The organism is Agrobacterium sp. ST15.16.024, from assembly GCF_027956545.1.
In the GTDB taxonomy this organism is placed as follows: domain Bacteria; phylum Pseudomonadota; class Alphaproteobacteria; order Rhizobiales; family Rhizobiaceae; genus Agrobacterium; species Agrobacterium cucumeris.
Genome location: NZ_JAQKGO010000007.1, coordinates 191,416 through 207,160 on the forward strand (window position 1 = coordinate 191,416; position 15,745 = coordinate 207,160).

Here is a 15,745-nt window from a genome sequence, read left to right on the forward strand (position 1 = left end):
TTGTCATGTTTTTCATCTGTTTTCCTCCTCAGGCGGCAGCCGTTGGGCGAACAACGATCTCGTTCAGATCGACGTCATCAGGCTGCTCGATGGCGAAACGCACCGCGCGGCCGATGGCATCGGGCTTCAGCGCAATGGCGCGGTAGGTTTTCATGGCCTCGGCTGCTGCCGGATCGGTGATCGTTTCCGCCAGTTCGCTTTCCACCACACCGGGATGAATGCAGGTGACGCGCAGATCCGGCCGTTCCTGCCGCAACCCGTCTGAAATCGCCCGGACGGCAAATTTCGTGGCGCAGTAGACGGCCGCGGTTGGCACCACCGACAGCGCCCCGATGGAGGCGATATTGATGATGTGGCCGGAACCGCGCGACGTCATTTCCGGCAGCACGGCCGCGATGCCGTGCAATACGCCCTTGATGTTGACGTCCACCATGCGGTCCCATTCGTCGACCTTCATCGACGCCATCAGGGAAAGCGGCATGACGCCGGCATTGTTGATCATGACATCGACCCGGCCGAAGGTTTCGCGGGCCTTCTCCGCGAAATCTGCCACGTCGGCACGGTTGGTGACATCCAGTCGGCTGACCGCCACCTGGACGTTGCCCGCTTCCCGGATCTCCTTTGCGAGTTCTTCCAGCCGCTCCGTGCGGCGGGCGCCGAGCATGAGTTTTCCACCAGCCTTGCCGAGTTCACGCGCGATACCCGCGCCAATGCCGCTGGAGGCTCCCGTGATGAGAACAACCTTGTCCATCATTCTGTCTTCCTTTTTGAAACCACCGCTCGATTGCGGTTGCATGCAAGATAGACAGGCAGCATTGTTGAGATAAGATGCCTATTAATTTCCATAGTGGTAAGGAGAGCTAAACAGTGACGCTCGATCTGAACGCTCTCTCGGTCTTTGCGCTGGTGGCGGAGCTGAAGAGTTTTAGCGCTGCGGCCGACCGTATGGGCGTGTCACGTTCCGCCGTCAGCCAGACAATTCGGCGGCTGGAGGAAATGCTCGGCCTGGCGCTGGTGCTGCGCACCACCCGCAGCGTCAGTCTCACCGAGGCGGGTGAGGGGCTTTATGCCAATATCGCGCCGGCCATAGCCGAAATGTCGGCGGCGGTGGAACAGGCGGGCGAATTGCGCGAAAGTCCGAACGGGCTGTTGCGGCTTGCCGTTTCTTCCATTGCCGAAAACTTCCTGTCCGGCCCGCTTCTTGCGGGTTTCACCGCCACCTATCCCGACGTTCACCTCGATGTCGTGGTGACCGATGAGGAGTTCGATATCGTTGCCGAAGGCTATGACGCAGCCGTGCGGCTGGGCGAAGTGATCGATGAGGACATGATCATCGTGCCGATATCCGGGGATGTGCGGCAGCTGGCAGTCTGTTCGCCTGATTATCTCAAAGGCAGCGGCAAGCCCACCCACCCGAAGGAACTGGCGCATCACCGGTGCATTGGCTGGCGGCCGGCCCCGCGCAGCGCACCCTATCGCTGGGAGTTTGCGGAGGCCGGGCGGGAATTCAGCGTCGCGGTCGCGCCGGAGATCACCACCAACGACATGGCACTGATGATCCGGATGGCGGTGGCGGGAGCTGGGATCACCTTCGGCATCGAAGATACATTCCGCAGCTGGATCGATCGCGGCGAGCTGGTGCCGCTGCTTGAAGATTACTCGCCTTATTTTCCCGGCTTCTACCTCTATTATCCGAACAGGCGTAATCTGGCGCCCAAACTCCGGGCGCTGATCGATCACGTCAAGACATCAAGACAACGCACGCGGTCGCTTTAAACGATGATGGCGTGCCTTGGCTTCGATGCTGCTTTAGCGCAAAACCGATGACAGAAATTCGCGGGTCCGCTCTTCTTTCGGCTCGCCGAAAATTTCCTCCGGTGCTCCCTGCTCACAGATGCGGCCCTTGTCGAAAAAGCAGACCCGGTCTGACACTTCGCGGGCAAAACGCATCTCATGGGTAACAAGCAGCATCGTCAGATCGTGTTCATGGGCCAGATCACGAATGACTGACAGCACTTCGCCCACCAGTTGCGGGTCAAGCGCCGAGGTCGGCTCATCAAAAAGCAGGACACGCGGACGCATGGCAAGCGAGCGGGCAATGGCGACGCGCTGCTGCTGACCGCCGGAAAGCTGCACCGGATAATGATCCTTCTTGTCGGCCAGCCCGACCATCTTCAGCAATTCGATTGCCCGCGCTTCCGCTTCTGCGCGGGCGATGCCCAGCACCCGCACCGGCGCTTCCACGATGTTGCGAAGCACCGTCATATGCGGAAAGAGGTTGAAGCTCTGGAAGACCATGCCGACGTGATTGCGGATCTGGCGAAGGTGCTTCTCCGAAGCCTGAAAGGGGCCTTTGCCGCCCTGTTCATGATAGGAGATGTCGGCAAGGGTAAGCTTGCCCTCCTGGAACGGTTCCAGCGTCATGAGAATGCGCAGAACCGTCGATTTGCCGGAGCCGGAGGGGCCGATAAGCGTTACTTTCTCGCCCTTTTTCACACTGAAATTGAACTGGTCGAGAACCGTCAGAATGCCGAAACGCTTCGTGACATCGGAAAATTCGATCAGCGGCTGATTGGTGGTGTTGGTCATCGCAAGGGTATTCCTGCTTTTGGAAGCGCCCTTTGCAGGCGGCTGAGGCCTGCCGAGCAGATTATTGTCAGAAGGAGGAAGATCAGGCCGACGAGCGTCAGCGGGACCAGATATTCGAATGTGCGCTCGCCGATCATGTTGGCAAGCCCCATCATCTCCAGAACCGTGACGACGGAAAGCACCGGCGTTTCCTTGATCATGGCGACGAGGTAGTTGCCCATGGCCGGAACGATGCGCGGGATGGCCTGAGGAATGATGATATCCCGATAGGTCTGCATGCGTGTGAGATTAAGTGCGGTGGCCGCTTCCCACTGGCCGTGATGCACTGCCTCGATGCCGCCGCGATAGACCTCGGACGTGTAGGCCGCATATTGCAGGCCGAGCGCCAGCGCGCCGGTCAGGAAGGCGGGCAGCACGATGCCGAAATCCGGAAGCACGTAATAAAGGAAGAACAGCTGCACCAGAAGCGGCGTATCGCGAAGGAACTCGACAACCAGGGCAGTCGGCCAGGAGATCATCTTGACCCGGCTGCGGCGCAGCAGCGCAAAAACAAGCCCCAGAACCAGCGCGATGGCGAAGCCGGCGGCTGCCGCCTTCAACGTTACCGTCAGGCCGATCAGGATGATCGGCAGGATCGAGGTTGTGTAGGTGAGCCAGGTGGTGGTGTCCCATTCGTAGCCATACATCATGAGAAGATATCCTTACGAATGGCGGGTGCGCGGAATGACGTTGCCGCGCCTGACGAAATGTTCGATCACCCGGATGATGACCATCAGGATCAGGGACATCGCGAAATAGCAGAGCAGCGTGATCGAATAGATGCTGGTGCTATCCAGCGTCAGGTTGCGGATCGACTGCGCCGCAAAGGTCAGGTCGGCAATCGAGATCAGCGACACGAGCGAAGAAAGCTTCAGCGTCTCTATCGCCAGATTGCCGAATGCCGGCATCATCTCGACGATTGCCTGCGGCAGCGAGATGCGAAACAGCGTCTGCATCCGCGTAAAATTCAGCGCACGGGCTGCTTCCAGCTGCTGCACGGAAACGGAGGACAACGCACCGCGCACGATCTCCGCGCCATAACCGCCTGCATGGGCGGCAAGCACCAGAATACCCGTGGTGATCGGATCAAAGCTCAGCCCCACCAGCGGCAGCGCGTAATAAAACCAGAAGAGCTGAACCAGCAACGAGGTGCCGCGAAACACCTCCGTATAACAAAGCGCGACCCTGGACAGGATCGGTCCGCCCTCGACACGCAGAATCCCGAAAAAGAAGGCAAGCAGCGTGCCGACCACAAGCGCTGCGAGCGTGATCGTCATGGTGACGACGGCACCTTGCCACATCATCGGCAGGTAGGCGGTCATGTCCATCTGGCGTTTTCCCAAGTTCCTGACGAGCGGCGCCCGGCGAAGACCGGGCGCCGATGAGCTTTATTTTCCGGCGCAGAGATCGGCGACCTTCTTTTCGGCCGCTGCCGCGATACTCTGTTCGGACAGACCGTATTTGGACAGGATTTTCTTGTAGTCATCCGTCTTGCGGAACTCGACCAGGGCGGCGTCAAATGCGTCGCGCAACTCCTTGTCCTCGGGGCGGAAGGCGAAGCCGCCATAGTTGCGGACCGGATTACCCTTTACCACCGGATCCTCAAATGGCGTGACCTGCTCGACATTGGCCTGGTTCTTGGCCAGTTCGGAGACGGTGAGCTCCGTGGCCGCATAGGCGTCCGCGCGGCTCTGGACGGTGGGGATCGCGTCGGCATTGGCCGGAATGAAGACGATCTGCTCGTCCTTGACGCCGACTGCCCGCAGGAAGTCGACATTGTTGGCCCCCGAGACGACGGCCACCTTCAAGGACGGATCCTTGGCGATATCGGCATAGGTCGTCAGCTTCTTCGGATTGCCCTTCTTCACCAGCAGGCCTTCGCCGTAGGAAGAATTCGGCTCGGTGAAGGAGACCTGCTTGCAGCGTTCGGGTGAGATGTTCTGTTCTGCCGCGGCGAAATCGAAACGGCGGGCCTTGAGGCCGGGGATCAGTGTGCCGAAGGGCGTCACCGTCCAGTTGACCTCCTCGATACCCATCGATTTCAGCACCGCATTTGCCACATCAGGGCCGATCCCGGCAGATGTGCCGTCGGGCTGCATGTAGGAATAGGGCACTTCGTTTGCCGTGGCGGCACGAATATATCCCTGGCTTTTGACCTCCTCGAGGGTCAAGGCGCTGGCCGACGTCATGCCGATGGCAAGGGCAAGGGCGGAAAGCCCGGCGATTTTGGTGATGTGCATGGTATTACTCCTCTGGTTGGGTTGCGTGGTCCGTTTTCGGATCTCACGTGGGTTCGTTTGACTATGCGTTCTCCGTTACCGTGGCGATGACGGAGAGGCAGTCGCCGGCCTTGATCAGGCCGGGAACGTGGCGCGCCGCGAGCACGCCATGCATGGATGCGCGATAATCGACCGGCGCGAGGCCGGTTTTTCCAACCGGATAGACCCGGGCGATGATTTCACCTGCCGTGACCGCGTCTCCCAGATCGCGGACAAAGGCGACGAGCCCGTCATCCTCGGCAAAGGTGAAGCAATCGCTCGAGGGCATGTCCAGCCAGCGGCTTGGTTGAACATCCAGCGAACCGGCCAGTATGCCGGCGTGGCGCAGCAGGTTGAGGCTGCCTTTTCGGGCGATGTCGATCGATCTAGCGCTCGCCGTGCCGGCCCCGCCAAGTTCGGTCGTGACAAAGACCTTGCCGAGTTCCTCGACGGTCGTATCGAGCATGCCGACCGCGTCGATTTCCAGCATCTTCATCGAATAGGGCGCTGCAAAGGCCGCCACAGCCTCAAAACAACGGGTCTCCTGCGCCTTGTCGGACAGTTCGTGAGCGGCGGCATAGGGCAGGAAGTCAAGTGTCCTGCCGCCGGAATGGAAATCGAGAACGATATCCGCAAGCGGTATCAGATGGCGGGTCACGTAGTCGGCGATCTTCTCCGTCACCGTGCCGTCAGGGCGGCCGGGAAAACTGCGGTTCAGGTTTCCCCGATCAATGGGCGACGTCCGTGTGCCCGCGCGAAAGGCCGGATAGTTGAGCGCCGGCACGATGATGATGCGCCCGCTTACCTCACCCGGATCAAGCGTATGGGCAAGCTCGAAAAGTGCCGCCGGCCCCTCATATTCGTCGCCGTGGTTGGCGCCGGTCAGAAGTGCTGTCGGCCCTTCGCCATTGGCGATGATGCAGATCGGTATCATCACCGAACCCCAGGCGCTGTCATCGCGGCTATAGGGGAGCCGCAAATGACCGTGTTGTACGCCTTTCGCGTCGAAATCGACGGAGGGCGTGATCGGCGAGGGGCGAGGAGCGGTGCTCAACATCATCTCAGCCCTTCACGAAGAGTTGCCGCGGCACATTAGACAGGCACTCGACGCCCGTTTCGGTGATCGCGATGCTTTCGGTGATTTCGAGCCCCATGTCCTCAAGCCACAGACCCGTCATGAAATGGAACGTCATGCCGGGTTTCAGCTCGGTGCGATCGCCGGGCCGCAGGCTCATGGTGCGCTCGCCCCAGTCAGGCGGATAGGACAGGCCGATCGGATAACCGGTACGGTTGTCCTTGATGATCCCGTATTTTTTCAGCACGGCAAAAAAGGCATTGGCGATGTCTTCGCAGGTGTTGCCCGGCTTCGCTGCCGAAAGTCCGGCCTCCATGCCTTCGAGCGTTGCTTTTTCCGCATCGAGAAACGCCTGTGTCGGCTTGCCGAGAAAAACGGTGCGCGACAGCGGGCAATGATAACGCCTGTAGGCGCCGGCGATCTCAAAGAATGTCCCTTCTCCCAGGCGCATGGGTTTGTCGTCCCATGTCAGATGCGGCGCGGATGCGTCGGCTCCGGACGGCAAAAGCGGAACAATGGCGGGATAGTCACCACCGAATTCGGCGGTGCCGCGAATGCCGGCATCGTAAATCTCGGCAACGAGATCACATTTACGCATGCCGGGCTCCACCACGTCGACGATGCGCTTGTGCATCAACTCGACGATCCTGCCTGCCTTGCGCATATAATCGAGTTCAGTCGGGCTCTTGACCGCGCGCTGCCAGTTCACGAGACCCGCCGCATCCTTGAAGCGGGCGTTCGGCAGATGTTTCTGCAGCGACGCAAAGGCGGCGGCGGAGAAATAGTAGTTATCCATTTCGACGCCGACGGTGAGGGCGGACCAGCCCCGGTCTTCGATGATCTGCGACAGCAGATCCATCGGGTGCCGTTCGGTCGATTGAACGTAATGATCGGGATAGCCGATAATATTGTCATGGGCGAGGTAGGCCGTGCGCTTTGCGCCATTGGCGTCCTGTTTTCGGCCATACCAGATCGGCTCGCCATCCGGCGGCACCAGAACGCATTGATGCACATAAAAGGACCAGCCGTCATAACCGGTCAGCCAGTGCATGTTGGAGGGGTCGGTGACCACAAGAAGGTCGATGCCGGACTTTTCCATGGCTTTGCGGGTTTTGGACAGGCGCGCGGCATATTCCTCGCGCGTAAAGTTCAGCGTTATGCTCACGCTGCGTCTCCCATTTTTATGCTGTTTTCGATGATCTGGCCGCTCTTGGCTTCCCGTGCGCGGGTGAAGGCGAGATTGGCGATGGCGGTATCCTGCACGCCGGTGCCGGTCAGGTCGGCAAAGGTAATCTGGTCGCGGTTCACTCTTCCCTGCGCCTTGCCGGCGATGATGGCCCCAAGCTCGGCGAATTGCTGATCCGGCATGACACGCCCTGTGGCGATGGCATGGTGCAGCTCGCCGAGAATGCGGGTCTGGGTCAGACGGTCTGCAACATAGGTTGTCCGGGCAAAGACGCCGGGATCAATCTCGTTCTTGTGTTCGGCGTCCGACCCCATCGCGGTCAGATGCTGGCCCGGTTCCAGCCAGTCGGCAAACAGGATCGGCTTTTCGGATGGCGTTGTGGTGATGATGATGTCAGCGCCTCGTATTGCGTCACGCGGGTCGGGTAAGGCGGTGACCTCGATACCGTGTTCGCGAGAGAAATCGCCGGCGAGTTCCTGCGCCCTGTCATGGTTTCTTGCCCATATCCGGGCTGATCTTATCGGGCGCACCAGCATCAGGGCTTCCAGCTGCAACCGTGCCTGCATGCCTGCGCCGAAAATCGTGGCGGAGGAGGCATCCTCGCGCGACAGGTGGCGCGCAGTGACAGCGCCGGCTGCGGCGGTGCGAACATCGGTGAGATAACCATTGTCGAGAAGCAGCGCCTCCACCAGTCCCGTTTTCGCACTGAAGAGGATCATCAGGCCGTTGAGGCTCGGCAGGCCAAGCTTCGGATTATCGAAGAAGCCGGGGCTGACCTTGATGGCGAAACCTTCAAAGCCGGGCACGTAAGCCGTCTTTACATCCACTTCGCCGCGGAACTCCGGAATGTCGAGACGCAAGATCGGCGGCATGGCGACGGCTTCGGTGGCCAGTGCCACAAAGGCCCGCTCGACACAGTCGATGGAAGACAGGTCGAGCTTGATGATGGCGCGAAGGTCGTTTTCGGTCAGGATGGTGATGCGGCTCATGCGGCAGCTCCCTCGACGATCGTCTTGTGAATGGCCGGGTCGATATTGCCGCCGGATACGATAAGGGCGGTGGGGCCGGTGATTTTGATCTTGCCCGACAGGATCGCAGCAAAACCAACGGCGCCGGCTCCTTCCACGATCAAACCTTCTTCGCGTGCCGCATGGCAGATCCCGGCAGCTATCTCGGCCTCGGAAACCAGCACGATCTCGTCAAGCAGCGCGCGGCACAGTGCAAAAGTCACGCGGTTTTCCAGCCCGATGCCACCACCCAGCGAATCCGCCAGTGTTTCCTCTTCCCGCACGGAGACAGGCCTTCCGGCCGAGACCGATGCATGCATGGCCGCGCCGCGCTCCATGGAAATACCGATGATACGGGCCTGCGGCCGCAAAGCCTTGATGGCCACCGCAATGCCGCCTGCCAGGCCGCCACCGGAGAGGGGAATGAGGATGGTTTCCAGATCAGGCATGTCCTCGACAATTTCGATACCGATCGTGCCCTGACCGGCCACGACATTCACATCATCAAAGGGCGGGATCGACGTCAGGCCGTGGCTGCCTGTCAGGCGTTCAACTTCCTCCTGTGCGTCGTCCTGCGATGTGCCGACGATGCGAATATCGGCACCAAGGGTACGGATGGCTTCGACCTTGTTCGCCGGGACGAGCGTCGACATGCAGACCGTGGCGGGGATGCCGAGTTTGCGCGCGGCAAAGGCGACAGCGCGGCCATGATTGCCCGTCGAGGCGGTGACGAGGCCCCGCCTGCGTGCCTCGTCGTCAAGCGACAGGATCGCATTCATCGCACCGCGCAGCTTGAAGGCGCCAACCGGCTGAAGGGTTTCCAGTTTAAGATGGACCGGCGCGCCGTGACCTTGCGACAGGACATCGGAGCGAACCAGCGGCGTCCGCTCCACGTGGCCGAGGATACACATGGCAGCCTGCTCGATATCTGTCAGCGAGACCGGCAGCAGGAATGTGTCAGCGGATATGGAAAGGTTTTCGCTCTTCATGATTGTCATGTTGAGAGCGAAGTAAAATCATGTCAATTATTATATTGTAATGATTCAATGATTTTCGGGCAAGGGCGTTTCAACCGATGGAACCGATGTCATAAACCGGCGGCAATTGCTCGAAGGCCTGGCGTACCGTCGTCAGTGCCTTGGCGAGGCTTTGATGGTTGAGGCGTCCACCGAGACATATGCGGATGCCGTCGCCATGGCCGGGGCCGGCAACAAAGGGCTCCGATGGCGTGACAGCAACGTTCTGGTTGGTCAGGGAGCGGACCAGGCCCTCTTCCGTCCAGTGCGGCGGAACCTTGAGCCAGGCGCAGAAGGAGAGAGGATGGCTTGAGGCGATATGGTCGCCGAGGATTTCCATTGCAATGGTCTGTCGGGCGCGGGCTTCGGCGCGCTGGATGTCCAGCAGCCGGCGCGCGGTGCCGTTTTCAACCCAGCGTGTGGCGATTTCGGCGGTCAGATATGTCCCGCTCCAGCTCGAAACCCGCAGGATGGAGGCGGCGCGGATGGAATAGGCCGGTGGTACGACGAGGTAACCGACGCGCAGCCCTGTCAGGACCGTCTTGGTAAAGCTGGTAACGAAAAAGCCCAGATCCGGCAGCATCTCGGTGATGGACGGCAACCCGTCTTCGATCATCGGGCGATACACTTCATCCTCAATGACGAAGACGCCGTGTCGTTGTGCAATCGCGGCGATGTCGCGCCGGCGTTCTGCGCCCGCGACGTGGCCGGTGGGATTGTTGAGGGTGGGGATGAGAACGAGCGCCCGCACCCCGCCCGCAGCACAGGCGGCCTCCAGCGCATCGGGCAGAATGCCCTCGCCATCGGTGGGCAGTCCCTTGAGACTGAACCCCAGAATGTTCGAAAGGCCGATAATGCCGTGGTCGGTAAGGTTTTCGCACAGCACGACGTCGCTCGAACGGACGATGCAGCTGAGCGCGAGGAAAATGCCGTGCGCGGCGCCGTTGGTGACAAGGATACGCTCCGCACCGGCCGTGACGCCCATCATGCCGAGCCAGCTGCGTGCCGTCTCGCGATGACTGTCCAGTCCCGCGACTGGACGGCAGGGGCGCATGAAACCTGAATTGTCACTATCCGCCAATTCGCGCAGGATCGCGCGCGAGGCAGTTTCGTGCTCCTCGAGATAGACGCCGCGGATGATGGAAAGATCAAGCACCTCGGTCGGGCTGTGATCCAGCATCATGCGGCCCGCCCGGTCGGTTACCCGCGCCTTGACGAAGGTGCCGCGGCCGATTTCGCCGCTCAGATAACCCAGCCGTTCAGCCTCCTTGTAGGAGAGGCTGACGGTCTGGACGGAAAGGCCAAGATCACGGGCCAGATCACGATGGGTCGGCATGCGGTCCATCGGCTTCAAGACGCCGGCATCGATATCGGCGATGATCCGTTCCGTCAGTGCCGAATGTTTGGTCTCGCCCTTCTGCTTGGTCAGGCTTGGCCGCCATGCCACCGGTTTTGTTGCGGGAACCGGATCGAGGCTGAGCGGATTGGCTTGACGACGCATGAAATTGTCTCGTTTTTAGCGAAGGTAATTTCATGACATTATGCACGGTTCTTCAAAAAGATGAAGCCTTATGCATTGCCGGTGACGATTGCACGGCGAATATGCGCAATCGTCACGCTGTTGCCGCTCAAACAGGCATTGATGGCGGAAGCCGGGATGGCGCGGATCCTCAGATTTTTTCGCCCGCCTGTACCAGTTCATCCATGACGCTGCGAACAGCAGCTTCGGCGATGGCGATGATCTCGTCCACCTCTGCCTTCGTCGTGACGAGTGGCGGCGCAAAACCCAGAATATCGCCATGCGGCATGGCACGTGCAATGAGACCGCCGTTGCGCGCCGCCTTGGAAACGCGCGCGCCGACGGCAAGACCGGGGGCAAAGCGGGTTTTCCTGTCACGATCGGCGACAAATTCGATTGCGCCCATCAGGCCTACACCGCGCACTTCACCGACGATTGGCAGCTGGGCAAACTTCGCCTTGAGCTGTTCCTGGAAGTAGCTGCCGACGGCCCGTGCATTGCCCGGCAGGTCTTCCTTTTCCACGATGTCGAGCACGGCATTTGCCGCTGCCGCACCAATCGGATGGCCCGAATAGGTATAGCCGTGCGAGAAGGCGCCGACGCGATCAGCGCCTTCTTCCATCACCTTGTAAACCTTCTCGCCGACGATTGCGCCGGAGAGCGGGAAATATGCGGAGGTCAGGCCCTTGGCGACGGTAATCAGATCCGGTTCGATGCCATAATGCTGCGAGCCGAACATGGAGCCGGTACGCCCGAAACCGGTGATCACTTCATCGGCGATCAAGAGGATGTCGTACTTCCTGAGGACAGCCTGTATCGCCGCCCAATAACCTTCCGGTGGCGGTGTAATGCCGCCGGTGCCGAGCACCGGTTCGGCAATGAAGGCGCCAATCGTATCGGGATTTTCCCGAAGGATAAGGGCCTCGAGCTCGTCGGCGCGCCGTTTTGAAAATTCCAGTTCGGTTTCACCTGCTTCCGCGCCCCAATAATGATGGGGAGCGCCGGTGTGCAGGATGCCCGCACGCGGCAGGTCCATATGGTCATGATAGAAGCTCATGCCGGTCATGGAGCCGGAGACGACGCTGCAGCCGTGATATCCGCGCTCACGCGAGATGATCTTCTTCTTTTCCGGCTTGCCGCGCAGGTTGCTGTAATACCAGACAAGCTTTGCCTGGGTCTCGTTGGCATCCGAACCGGACATGCCATAAAAGACCTTGCTCATCCTGCCTGGCGCCATTTTCACCAGCCGGTCAGAAAGGATTGCCAGTTCGTCGGTCGTGTGGGCGGCGTAGGAATGGTAATAGGCAAGGCGATAGGCCTGACGGGAAATAGCCTCGGCCACCTCGGTGCGGCCATAACCGACATTGACGCAATAGAGCCCGGCAAAGCCATCGATCAATTGTTTGCCATGCGCGTCCTGAATGCGAATGCCCTTGCCGGTTTCAACGACCGTCGGTTCGCCGAGCTTGCCGCTGGCGAAATCCTTCAGCTGCGTAAAGGGGTGCAGAACCGCGTTGCGATCCATTTCGGCGATACGTTTGATATCGATGGTCATGACAGAAATTCCTTTCAGGCAGCAAGATTGCCGAAGCAGACATATTTGGGTTCGAGATATTCCAGGAGACCATGGCGCGACCCCTCGCGGCCAAGCCCGGATTGTTTCCAGCCGCCGAATGGAATGGGCGCGCCGGTGAATTTCGGCGTGTTGACGGCCACCATGCCGTATTCCAGCTGGTTGGTGAGACGCATCGCGCGGCCGAGGTCGTTGGTGTAGAGATAGGCTGCGAGCCCCATTTCCGTCGCGTTGGCGCGGCGGATCACCTCCTGCTCATCGTCGAACGGCAATATGGCGGCTACCGGCCCGAAGGTTTCCTCGCGGGCGATCAGCATGTCGTCGGTAACGTCGGCAAGAACCGTTGGCGTAACAAAATTGCCGCCCAGAGGACTATCCTGCCCACCGCAGACCAGGCGTGCGCCGGCTGACAGAGCCTGGGCGATCTGCTGACGGCATTTCTCGGCAACGGAGGCGCGCGTCATCGGGCCGATATCGATATCGGGTTCAAGACCGTGGCCGACCACAAGTTCGGACGTCGCTTTGGCAAACTGGTCGATGAACCGTTCGTAAACCGCGCGTTGAACGTAGATGCGGTTTGCCGCAAGGCAGTCCTGTCCTGATGTGGCGAATTTGGCACCGACGCAGCCTTTGACCGCCTGGGACAGGTTGGTATCCTCGAACACGATGAAAGGTGCATGGCCACCAAGCTCAAGCGATGCTTTTTTGACGGTTGCCGCCGATTGTTCGAGGAGGATCCGTCCGACCTGCGTCGAACCGGTGAAGGAAAATGCGCGAACATCCGTGTGGTCCAGAAGGCGGCGCGCCAGCGGGGCGGCTTCGCCGGGCAGCACCTGTAAAACGCCTGATGGCATTCCCGCCTCTTCTGCAAGCTTTGCCAGAGCCAGAGCCGAGAGCGGCGTTTCCGGTGCCGGTTTGACGATCATGGTACAACCGGCGGCAAGAGCGGCACCTGCCTTGCGGGTTATCATGGCGGAAGGGAAGTTCCATGGGGTGATTGCCACGGTAACGCCGATTGGCTGCATCTGCACGGACAGGCTGCCGCCCTTCAAATGGCTCGGGATGGTTTCACCATAGGATCGTTCGCCTTCGCTTGCGAACCAGTCGAGAAAATTGGCGGCATAGGAAATCTCGCCAAGGGATTCAGAAAGCGGTTTGCCCTGTTCGGCGGTTATGATGGTGGCGAGATCGTCCGCGTTTTCACGCATCAACCTGCCCCAGGCGCGCAGGATGTCGCCCCGTTCGACGGGCAGCCGTTCGCGCCAGTCGAGGAAGGCTTTGCCGGCGGCATCGATTGCGACATCGACATCGTCGAGCGAGCAGGATGTCACGCTGGCGAGGTGGTCGCCGGTGGCCGGATCGATAACGCTCAGTTTCTCGTCACGCGCCACCCATGCCCCATCAAGAAAGGCACGATGCTCGACCAGATCGGGCCGATGCAGACTTTTTAGCGCCGCGCTGGCGATATCTTTCATGAGGAGGCTCCCTTTTTATTTGCAAGGAGCTTAACGGCGCGGCATCATCGATCGGCGGCGTTTATTTCTGTCATTACGCAGGAATAGTGCTTAGTTTCTCATATTGACGCAGGAATTCTGCATGACCACCATAGATCGAGCCGACAGGGCGCTGCTTGACGCCGTGCAGAAGAACAACCGCCTGACGTCGGAGGAACTGGCGCAGATCGTCAACCTGTCGCCCACGGCATGTCAAAGGCGGCTGAAGCGCCTGCGGGAAGAGGGGGTGATTGAAGCGGATGTGGCAATCATCTCACCCAAAGCCGTCGGGCGCGGCATCACCATGATCGTTCTGGTATCGCTGGAGCGCGAGCGGGCGGACATCGTCGATCGCTTCAAGGCCGCCATTCGCGCCACGCAGGAAGTCATGATCGGCTATTATGTCACCGGCGACGCCGACTTCATCCTGGTCATCACGGCAAAGGACATGGAGGATTACGAGGCCTTCACCCGCCGGTTCTTTTATGAAAACCACGACATTAAAGGCTTCAAGACCATGGTTGTGATGGATCGGGTTAAAGCCGGTTTTGCCTTTCCAATCGAAGCGTGATTGGAGCGCCTCTGGTTTTCCGCTGAGCGTTTCGGGTGCCGTTTGAATGAACCCGCACCCGCGGTCTTAAACTCTTTTGAAGGAAAGCGTTAAAAACGCGCGTGCTGGCGTATGTAACGCCAGCACAATTTCTGGATCAGCTCCGGGCTCCGAATGATCAGTCGGGACGCTGCAGCAGAGCGAGACCGACCGTGGATGCGGCGAGGATGGCTGTGAGAGCCAATGGCGCAGTAGCCCCATAGGAATCAACGATGTAACCACCGAAAACCGCACCGATACTGATGGCCACCTGAAAAGAAACGACCATCAGGCTGCCGGCTGCCTCCAGGGCGTCGGGTGCGCCACGGGAAAGGTTGGTCGGCAGCACCACGGGCGCCATGCCGAAGGCAAGGCCCCAGAGGGCGACGAGTGCAAATGCGGCACTGGTATGAGCACCCCAGACAACGAGGGCGATCGTCGCAAATGCCATCAGGGCGGCGGTGACGATGAGTGCAAGGCGGATACTGGTGTCAGCCATTCGGCCGCCCAGCACATTGCCGATCACCGAAGCGACGCCAAAGCCGAGCAGGGCAAGAGCAATCGGCGTGGTTTCAAGCAGCGTCACCTGTTCGAGGAACGGACGCACATAGACCGAGCCGGCAAAATGCCCCGTCATTAGCAGCAGAATCGCAAGCATCCCCAATTGAACGCTGCGTCGCCGCGTCAGCCGCAGGACATCGGAAAGACTGTTGCTCGTGCTTGCCGGCAGCGACGGCAGGCTGAGGATCTGCAGCAGCATGGCAATGATGGCAAGTCCCGCCGTCATCGACATGGCGATGCGCCATCCCAGCCAGTCGCTGATCAAGGCACCCATCGAGGGTGCTGCGATGGTGGCAAGCGAAACGCCGAGGGTGACGATGGCCATGCCGCGCCCGGTGGAATTTGCGCCGACGAGCCGCGCCACGACGGCAACGGAAAGAGCCCAGAAGCCGCTGAGCGCGATACCCAGTCCGGCCCGGCCCACCAGCAATAGCCAGAAATCGTCAGCAACTGATGCGAGAATGTTGGAGCCTATCGCCAGCGCGCTAAGACCGACAAGCACGGTCTTGCGGTTCAGTTTGCCGATGAGAACATTGCTCAGCAAAGCCGTCACGGCGCCCACGGAAGCTGTCGCCGTGACGACCTGCCCGGCGGTTCCCTCGGTGATGCCGAGATCGCGCGCCATGGGCGTCAACAATCCCGCTGGCAGGAACTCCGCCGATACCAGCGCAAAGCTGGTGGCCGCCATCGAAAGAACCGCAAACCAGGTCGCAGCCGTCCATGCGGGTTCCTCGGCGGCCTCCAGGCCAATTGTTGCCCCATCAAATTCTGATGTCGTGTCCGTCATGGTGTCTCTCCTTGAGTTGGGAGAGTTTTAGACGAATTTTTCCGGATGATATG

15 protein-coding genes are annotated in these 15,745 nt (G+C 60.1%); 2 read left to right on the top strand and 13 right to left on the bottom strand.

Annotated features, from left to right (window positions below):
- Window positions 1-28: 28 nt before the first annotated feature.
- Window positions 29-751, bottom strand: coding sequence for an SDR family oxidoreductase (locus tag PL640_RS19770; protein WP_271363222.1), 723 nt, complete (start codon window positions 749-751; stop codon window positions 29-31).
- Window positions 752-867: 116 nt separating this feature from the next.
- Here PL640_RS19770 and PL640_RS19775 point away from each other — a divergent pair, with 116 nt between their 5' ends.
- Window positions 868-1,776, top strand: coding sequence for a LysR family transcriptional regulator (locus tag PL640_RS19775; protein WP_271363168.1), 909 nt, complete (start codon window positions 868-870; stop codon window positions 1,774-1,776).
- A 33-nt stretch (window positions 1,777-1,809) separates the two neighbouring features.
- Here the strand turns inward: PL640_RS19775 and ehuA are convergent, their stop codons facing one another.
- From ehuA to PL640_RS19830, 11 genes are all read right to left on the bottom strand, one after another.
- Window positions 1,810-2,589: an ectoine/hydroxyectoine ABC transporter ATP-binding protein EhuA gene (gene ehuA / locus PL640_RS19780; protein ID WP_271363169.1), complete on the bottom strand. Its 780-nt coding sequence runs from the start codon at window positions 2,587-2,589 to the stop codon at window positions 1,810-1,812.
- Window positions 2,586-3,278, bottom strand: coding sequence for an ectoine/hydroxyectoine ABC transporter permease subunit EhuD (gene ehuD / locus PL640_RS19785; protein ID WP_046801285.1), 693 nt, complete (start codon window positions 3,276-3,278; stop codon window positions 2,586-2,588). The genes ehuA and ehuD overlap by 4 nt, the downstream gene beginning before the upstream one ends.
- Before the next feature lie 12 nt (window positions 3,279-3,290).
- Window positions 3,291-3,956 carry an ectoine/hydroxyectoine ABC transporter permease subunit EhuC gene (ehuC, locus tag PL640_RS19790; protein ID WP_271363170.1) on the bottom strand — a complete coding sequence of 222 codons (666 nt, stop codon included), beginning with the start codon at window positions 3,954-3,956 and terminating at the stop codon, window positions 3,291-3,293.
- Between the two features lie 60 nt (window positions 3,957-4,016).
- Entirely contained in the window at window positions 4,017-4,868 is an 852-nt protein-coding gene (ehuB, locus tag PL640_RS19795) for an ectoine/hydroxyectoine ABC transporter substrate-binding protein EhuB (protein WP_142842029.1), read from the bottom strand.
- Window positions 4,869-4,929: 61 nt separating this feature from the next.
- Window positions 4,930-5,943, bottom strand: a complete 1,014-nt coding sequence (doeB, locus tag PL640_RS19800; RefSeq protein ID WP_271363223.1) for a N(2)-acetyl-L-2,4-diaminobutanoate deacetylase DoeB — start codon at window positions 5,941-5,943, stop codon at window positions 4,930-4,932.
- A gap of 4 nt (window positions 5,944-5,947) precedes the next feature.
- On the bottom strand, window positions 5,948-7,126 hold the full coding sequence (gene doeA / locus PL640_RS19805; RefSeq protein ID WP_271363171.1) for an ectoine hydrolase DoeA: 1,179 nt from the start codon (window positions 7,124-7,126) through the stop codon (window positions 5,948-5,950).
- A complete protein-coding gene (eutC, locus tag PL640_RS19810) occupies window positions 7,123-8,136 on the bottom strand; it encodes an ectoine utilization protein EutC (protein ID WP_271363172.1) in 1,014 nt (337 codons plus the stop codon). Before eutC ends, doeA begins: the two co-directional genes overlap by 4 nt.
- On the bottom strand, window positions 8,133-9,152 hold the full coding sequence (gene eutB / locus PL640_RS19815; RefSeq protein ID WP_271363173.1) for a hydroxyectoine utilization dehydratase EutB: 1,020 nt from the start codon (window positions 9,150-9,152) through the stop codon (window positions 8,133-8,135). The genes eutC and eutB overlap by 4 nt, the downstream gene beginning before the upstream one ends.
- 70 nt (window positions 9,153-9,222) lie before the next feature.
- Complete coding sequence (gene ehuR / locus PL640_RS19820; protein WP_271363175.1) at window positions 9,223-10,671, bottom strand: MocR-like ectoine utilization transcription factor EhuR; 1,449 nt, start codon at window positions 10,669-10,671, stop codon at window positions 9,223-9,225.
- A gap of 169 nt (window positions 10,672-10,840) precedes the next feature.
- Window positions 10,841-12,244 (bottom strand): aspartate aminotransferase family protein, encoded by a 1,404-nt coding sequence (locus tag PL640_RS19825; RefSeq protein ID WP_271363176.1) that lies wholly within the window; start codon window positions 12,242-12,244, stop codon window positions 10,841-10,843.
- Between the two features lie 14 nt (window positions 12,245-12,258).
- Window positions 12,259-13,737, bottom strand: coding sequence for an NAD-dependent succinate-semialdehyde dehydrogenase (locus PL640_RS19830; RefSeq protein ID WP_271363177.1), 1,479 nt, complete (start codon window positions 13,735-13,737; stop codon window positions 12,259-12,261).
- A 121-nt stretch (window positions 13,738-13,858) separates the two neighbouring features.
- On the opposite strand from PL640_RS19830, the gene PL640_RS19835 reads away from it, so the two are divergent.
- Window positions 13,859-14,326 carry an Lrp/AsnC family transcriptional regulator gene (locus PL640_RS19835; protein ID WP_271363178.1) on the top strand — a complete coding sequence of 156 codons (468 nt, stop codon included), beginning with the start codon at window positions 13,859-13,861 and terminating at the stop codon, window positions 14,324-14,326.
- A gap of 157 nt (window positions 14,327-14,483) precedes the next feature.
- Here the strand turns inward: PL640_RS19835 and PL640_RS19840 are convergent, their stop codons facing one another.
- Window positions 14,484-15,692, bottom strand: coding sequence for an MFS transporter (locus tag PL640_RS19840; RefSeq protein ID WP_271363179.1), 1,209 nt, complete (start codon window positions 15,690-15,692; stop codon window positions 14,484-14,486).
- Between the last annotated feature and the right edge of the window lie 53 nt (window positions 15,693-15,745).

Excerpts from the sequence above, each read along its gene's own strand:
- PL640_RS19770 (WP_271363222.1), bottom strand. The coding sequence starts at position 751 with ATGGACAAGGTTGTTCTCATCACGGGAGCCTCCAGCGGCATTGGCGCG.
- ehuA (WP_271363169.1), bottom strand. The coding sequence starts at position 2,589 with ATGACCAACACCACCAATCAGCCGCTGATCGAATTTTCCGATGTCACG.
- ehuD (WP_046801285.1), bottom strand. The coding sequence starts at position 3,278 with ATGATGTATGGCTACGAATGGGACACCACCACCTGGCTCACCTACACA.
- ehuC (WP_271363170.1), bottom strand. The coding sequence starts at position 3,956 with ATGGACATGACCGCCTACCTGCCGATGATGTGGCAAGGTGCCGTCGTC.
- ehuB (WP_142842029.1), bottom strand. The coding sequence starts at position 4,868 with ATGCACATCACCAAAATCGCCGGGCTTTCCGCCCTTGCCCTTGCCATC.
- doeB (WP_271363223.1), bottom strand. The coding sequence starts at position 5,943 with ATGTTGAGCACCGCTCCTCGCCCCTCGCCGATCACGCCCTCCGTCGAT.
- eutC (WP_271363172.1), bottom strand. The coding sequence starts at position 8,136 with ATGAGCCGCATCACCATCCTGACCGAAAACGACCTTCGCGCCATCATC.
- eutB (WP_271363173.1), bottom strand. The coding sequence starts at position 9,152 with ATGACAATCATGAAGAGCGAAAACCTTTCCATATCCGCTGACACATTC.
- ehuR (WP_271363175.1), bottom strand. The coding sequence starts at position 10,671 with ATGCGTCGTCAAGCCAATCCGCTCAGCCTCGATCCGGTTCCCGCAACA.
- PL640_RS19825 (WP_271363176.1), bottom strand. The coding sequence starts at position 12,244 with ATGACCATCGATATCAAACGTATCGCCGAAATGGATCGCAACGCGGTT.
- PL640_RS19830 (WP_271363177.1), bottom strand. The coding sequence starts at position 13,737 with ATGAAAGATATCGCCAGCGCGGCGCTAAAAAGTCTGCATCGGCCCGAT.
- PL640_RS19835 (WP_271363178.1), top strand. The coding sequence starts at position 13,859 with ATGACCACCATAGATCGAGCCGACAGGGCGCTGCTTGACGCCGTGCAG.
- PL640_RS19840 (WP_271363179.1), bottom strand. The coding sequence starts at position 15,692 with ATGACGGACACGACATCAGAATTTGATGGGGCAACAATTGGCCTGGAG.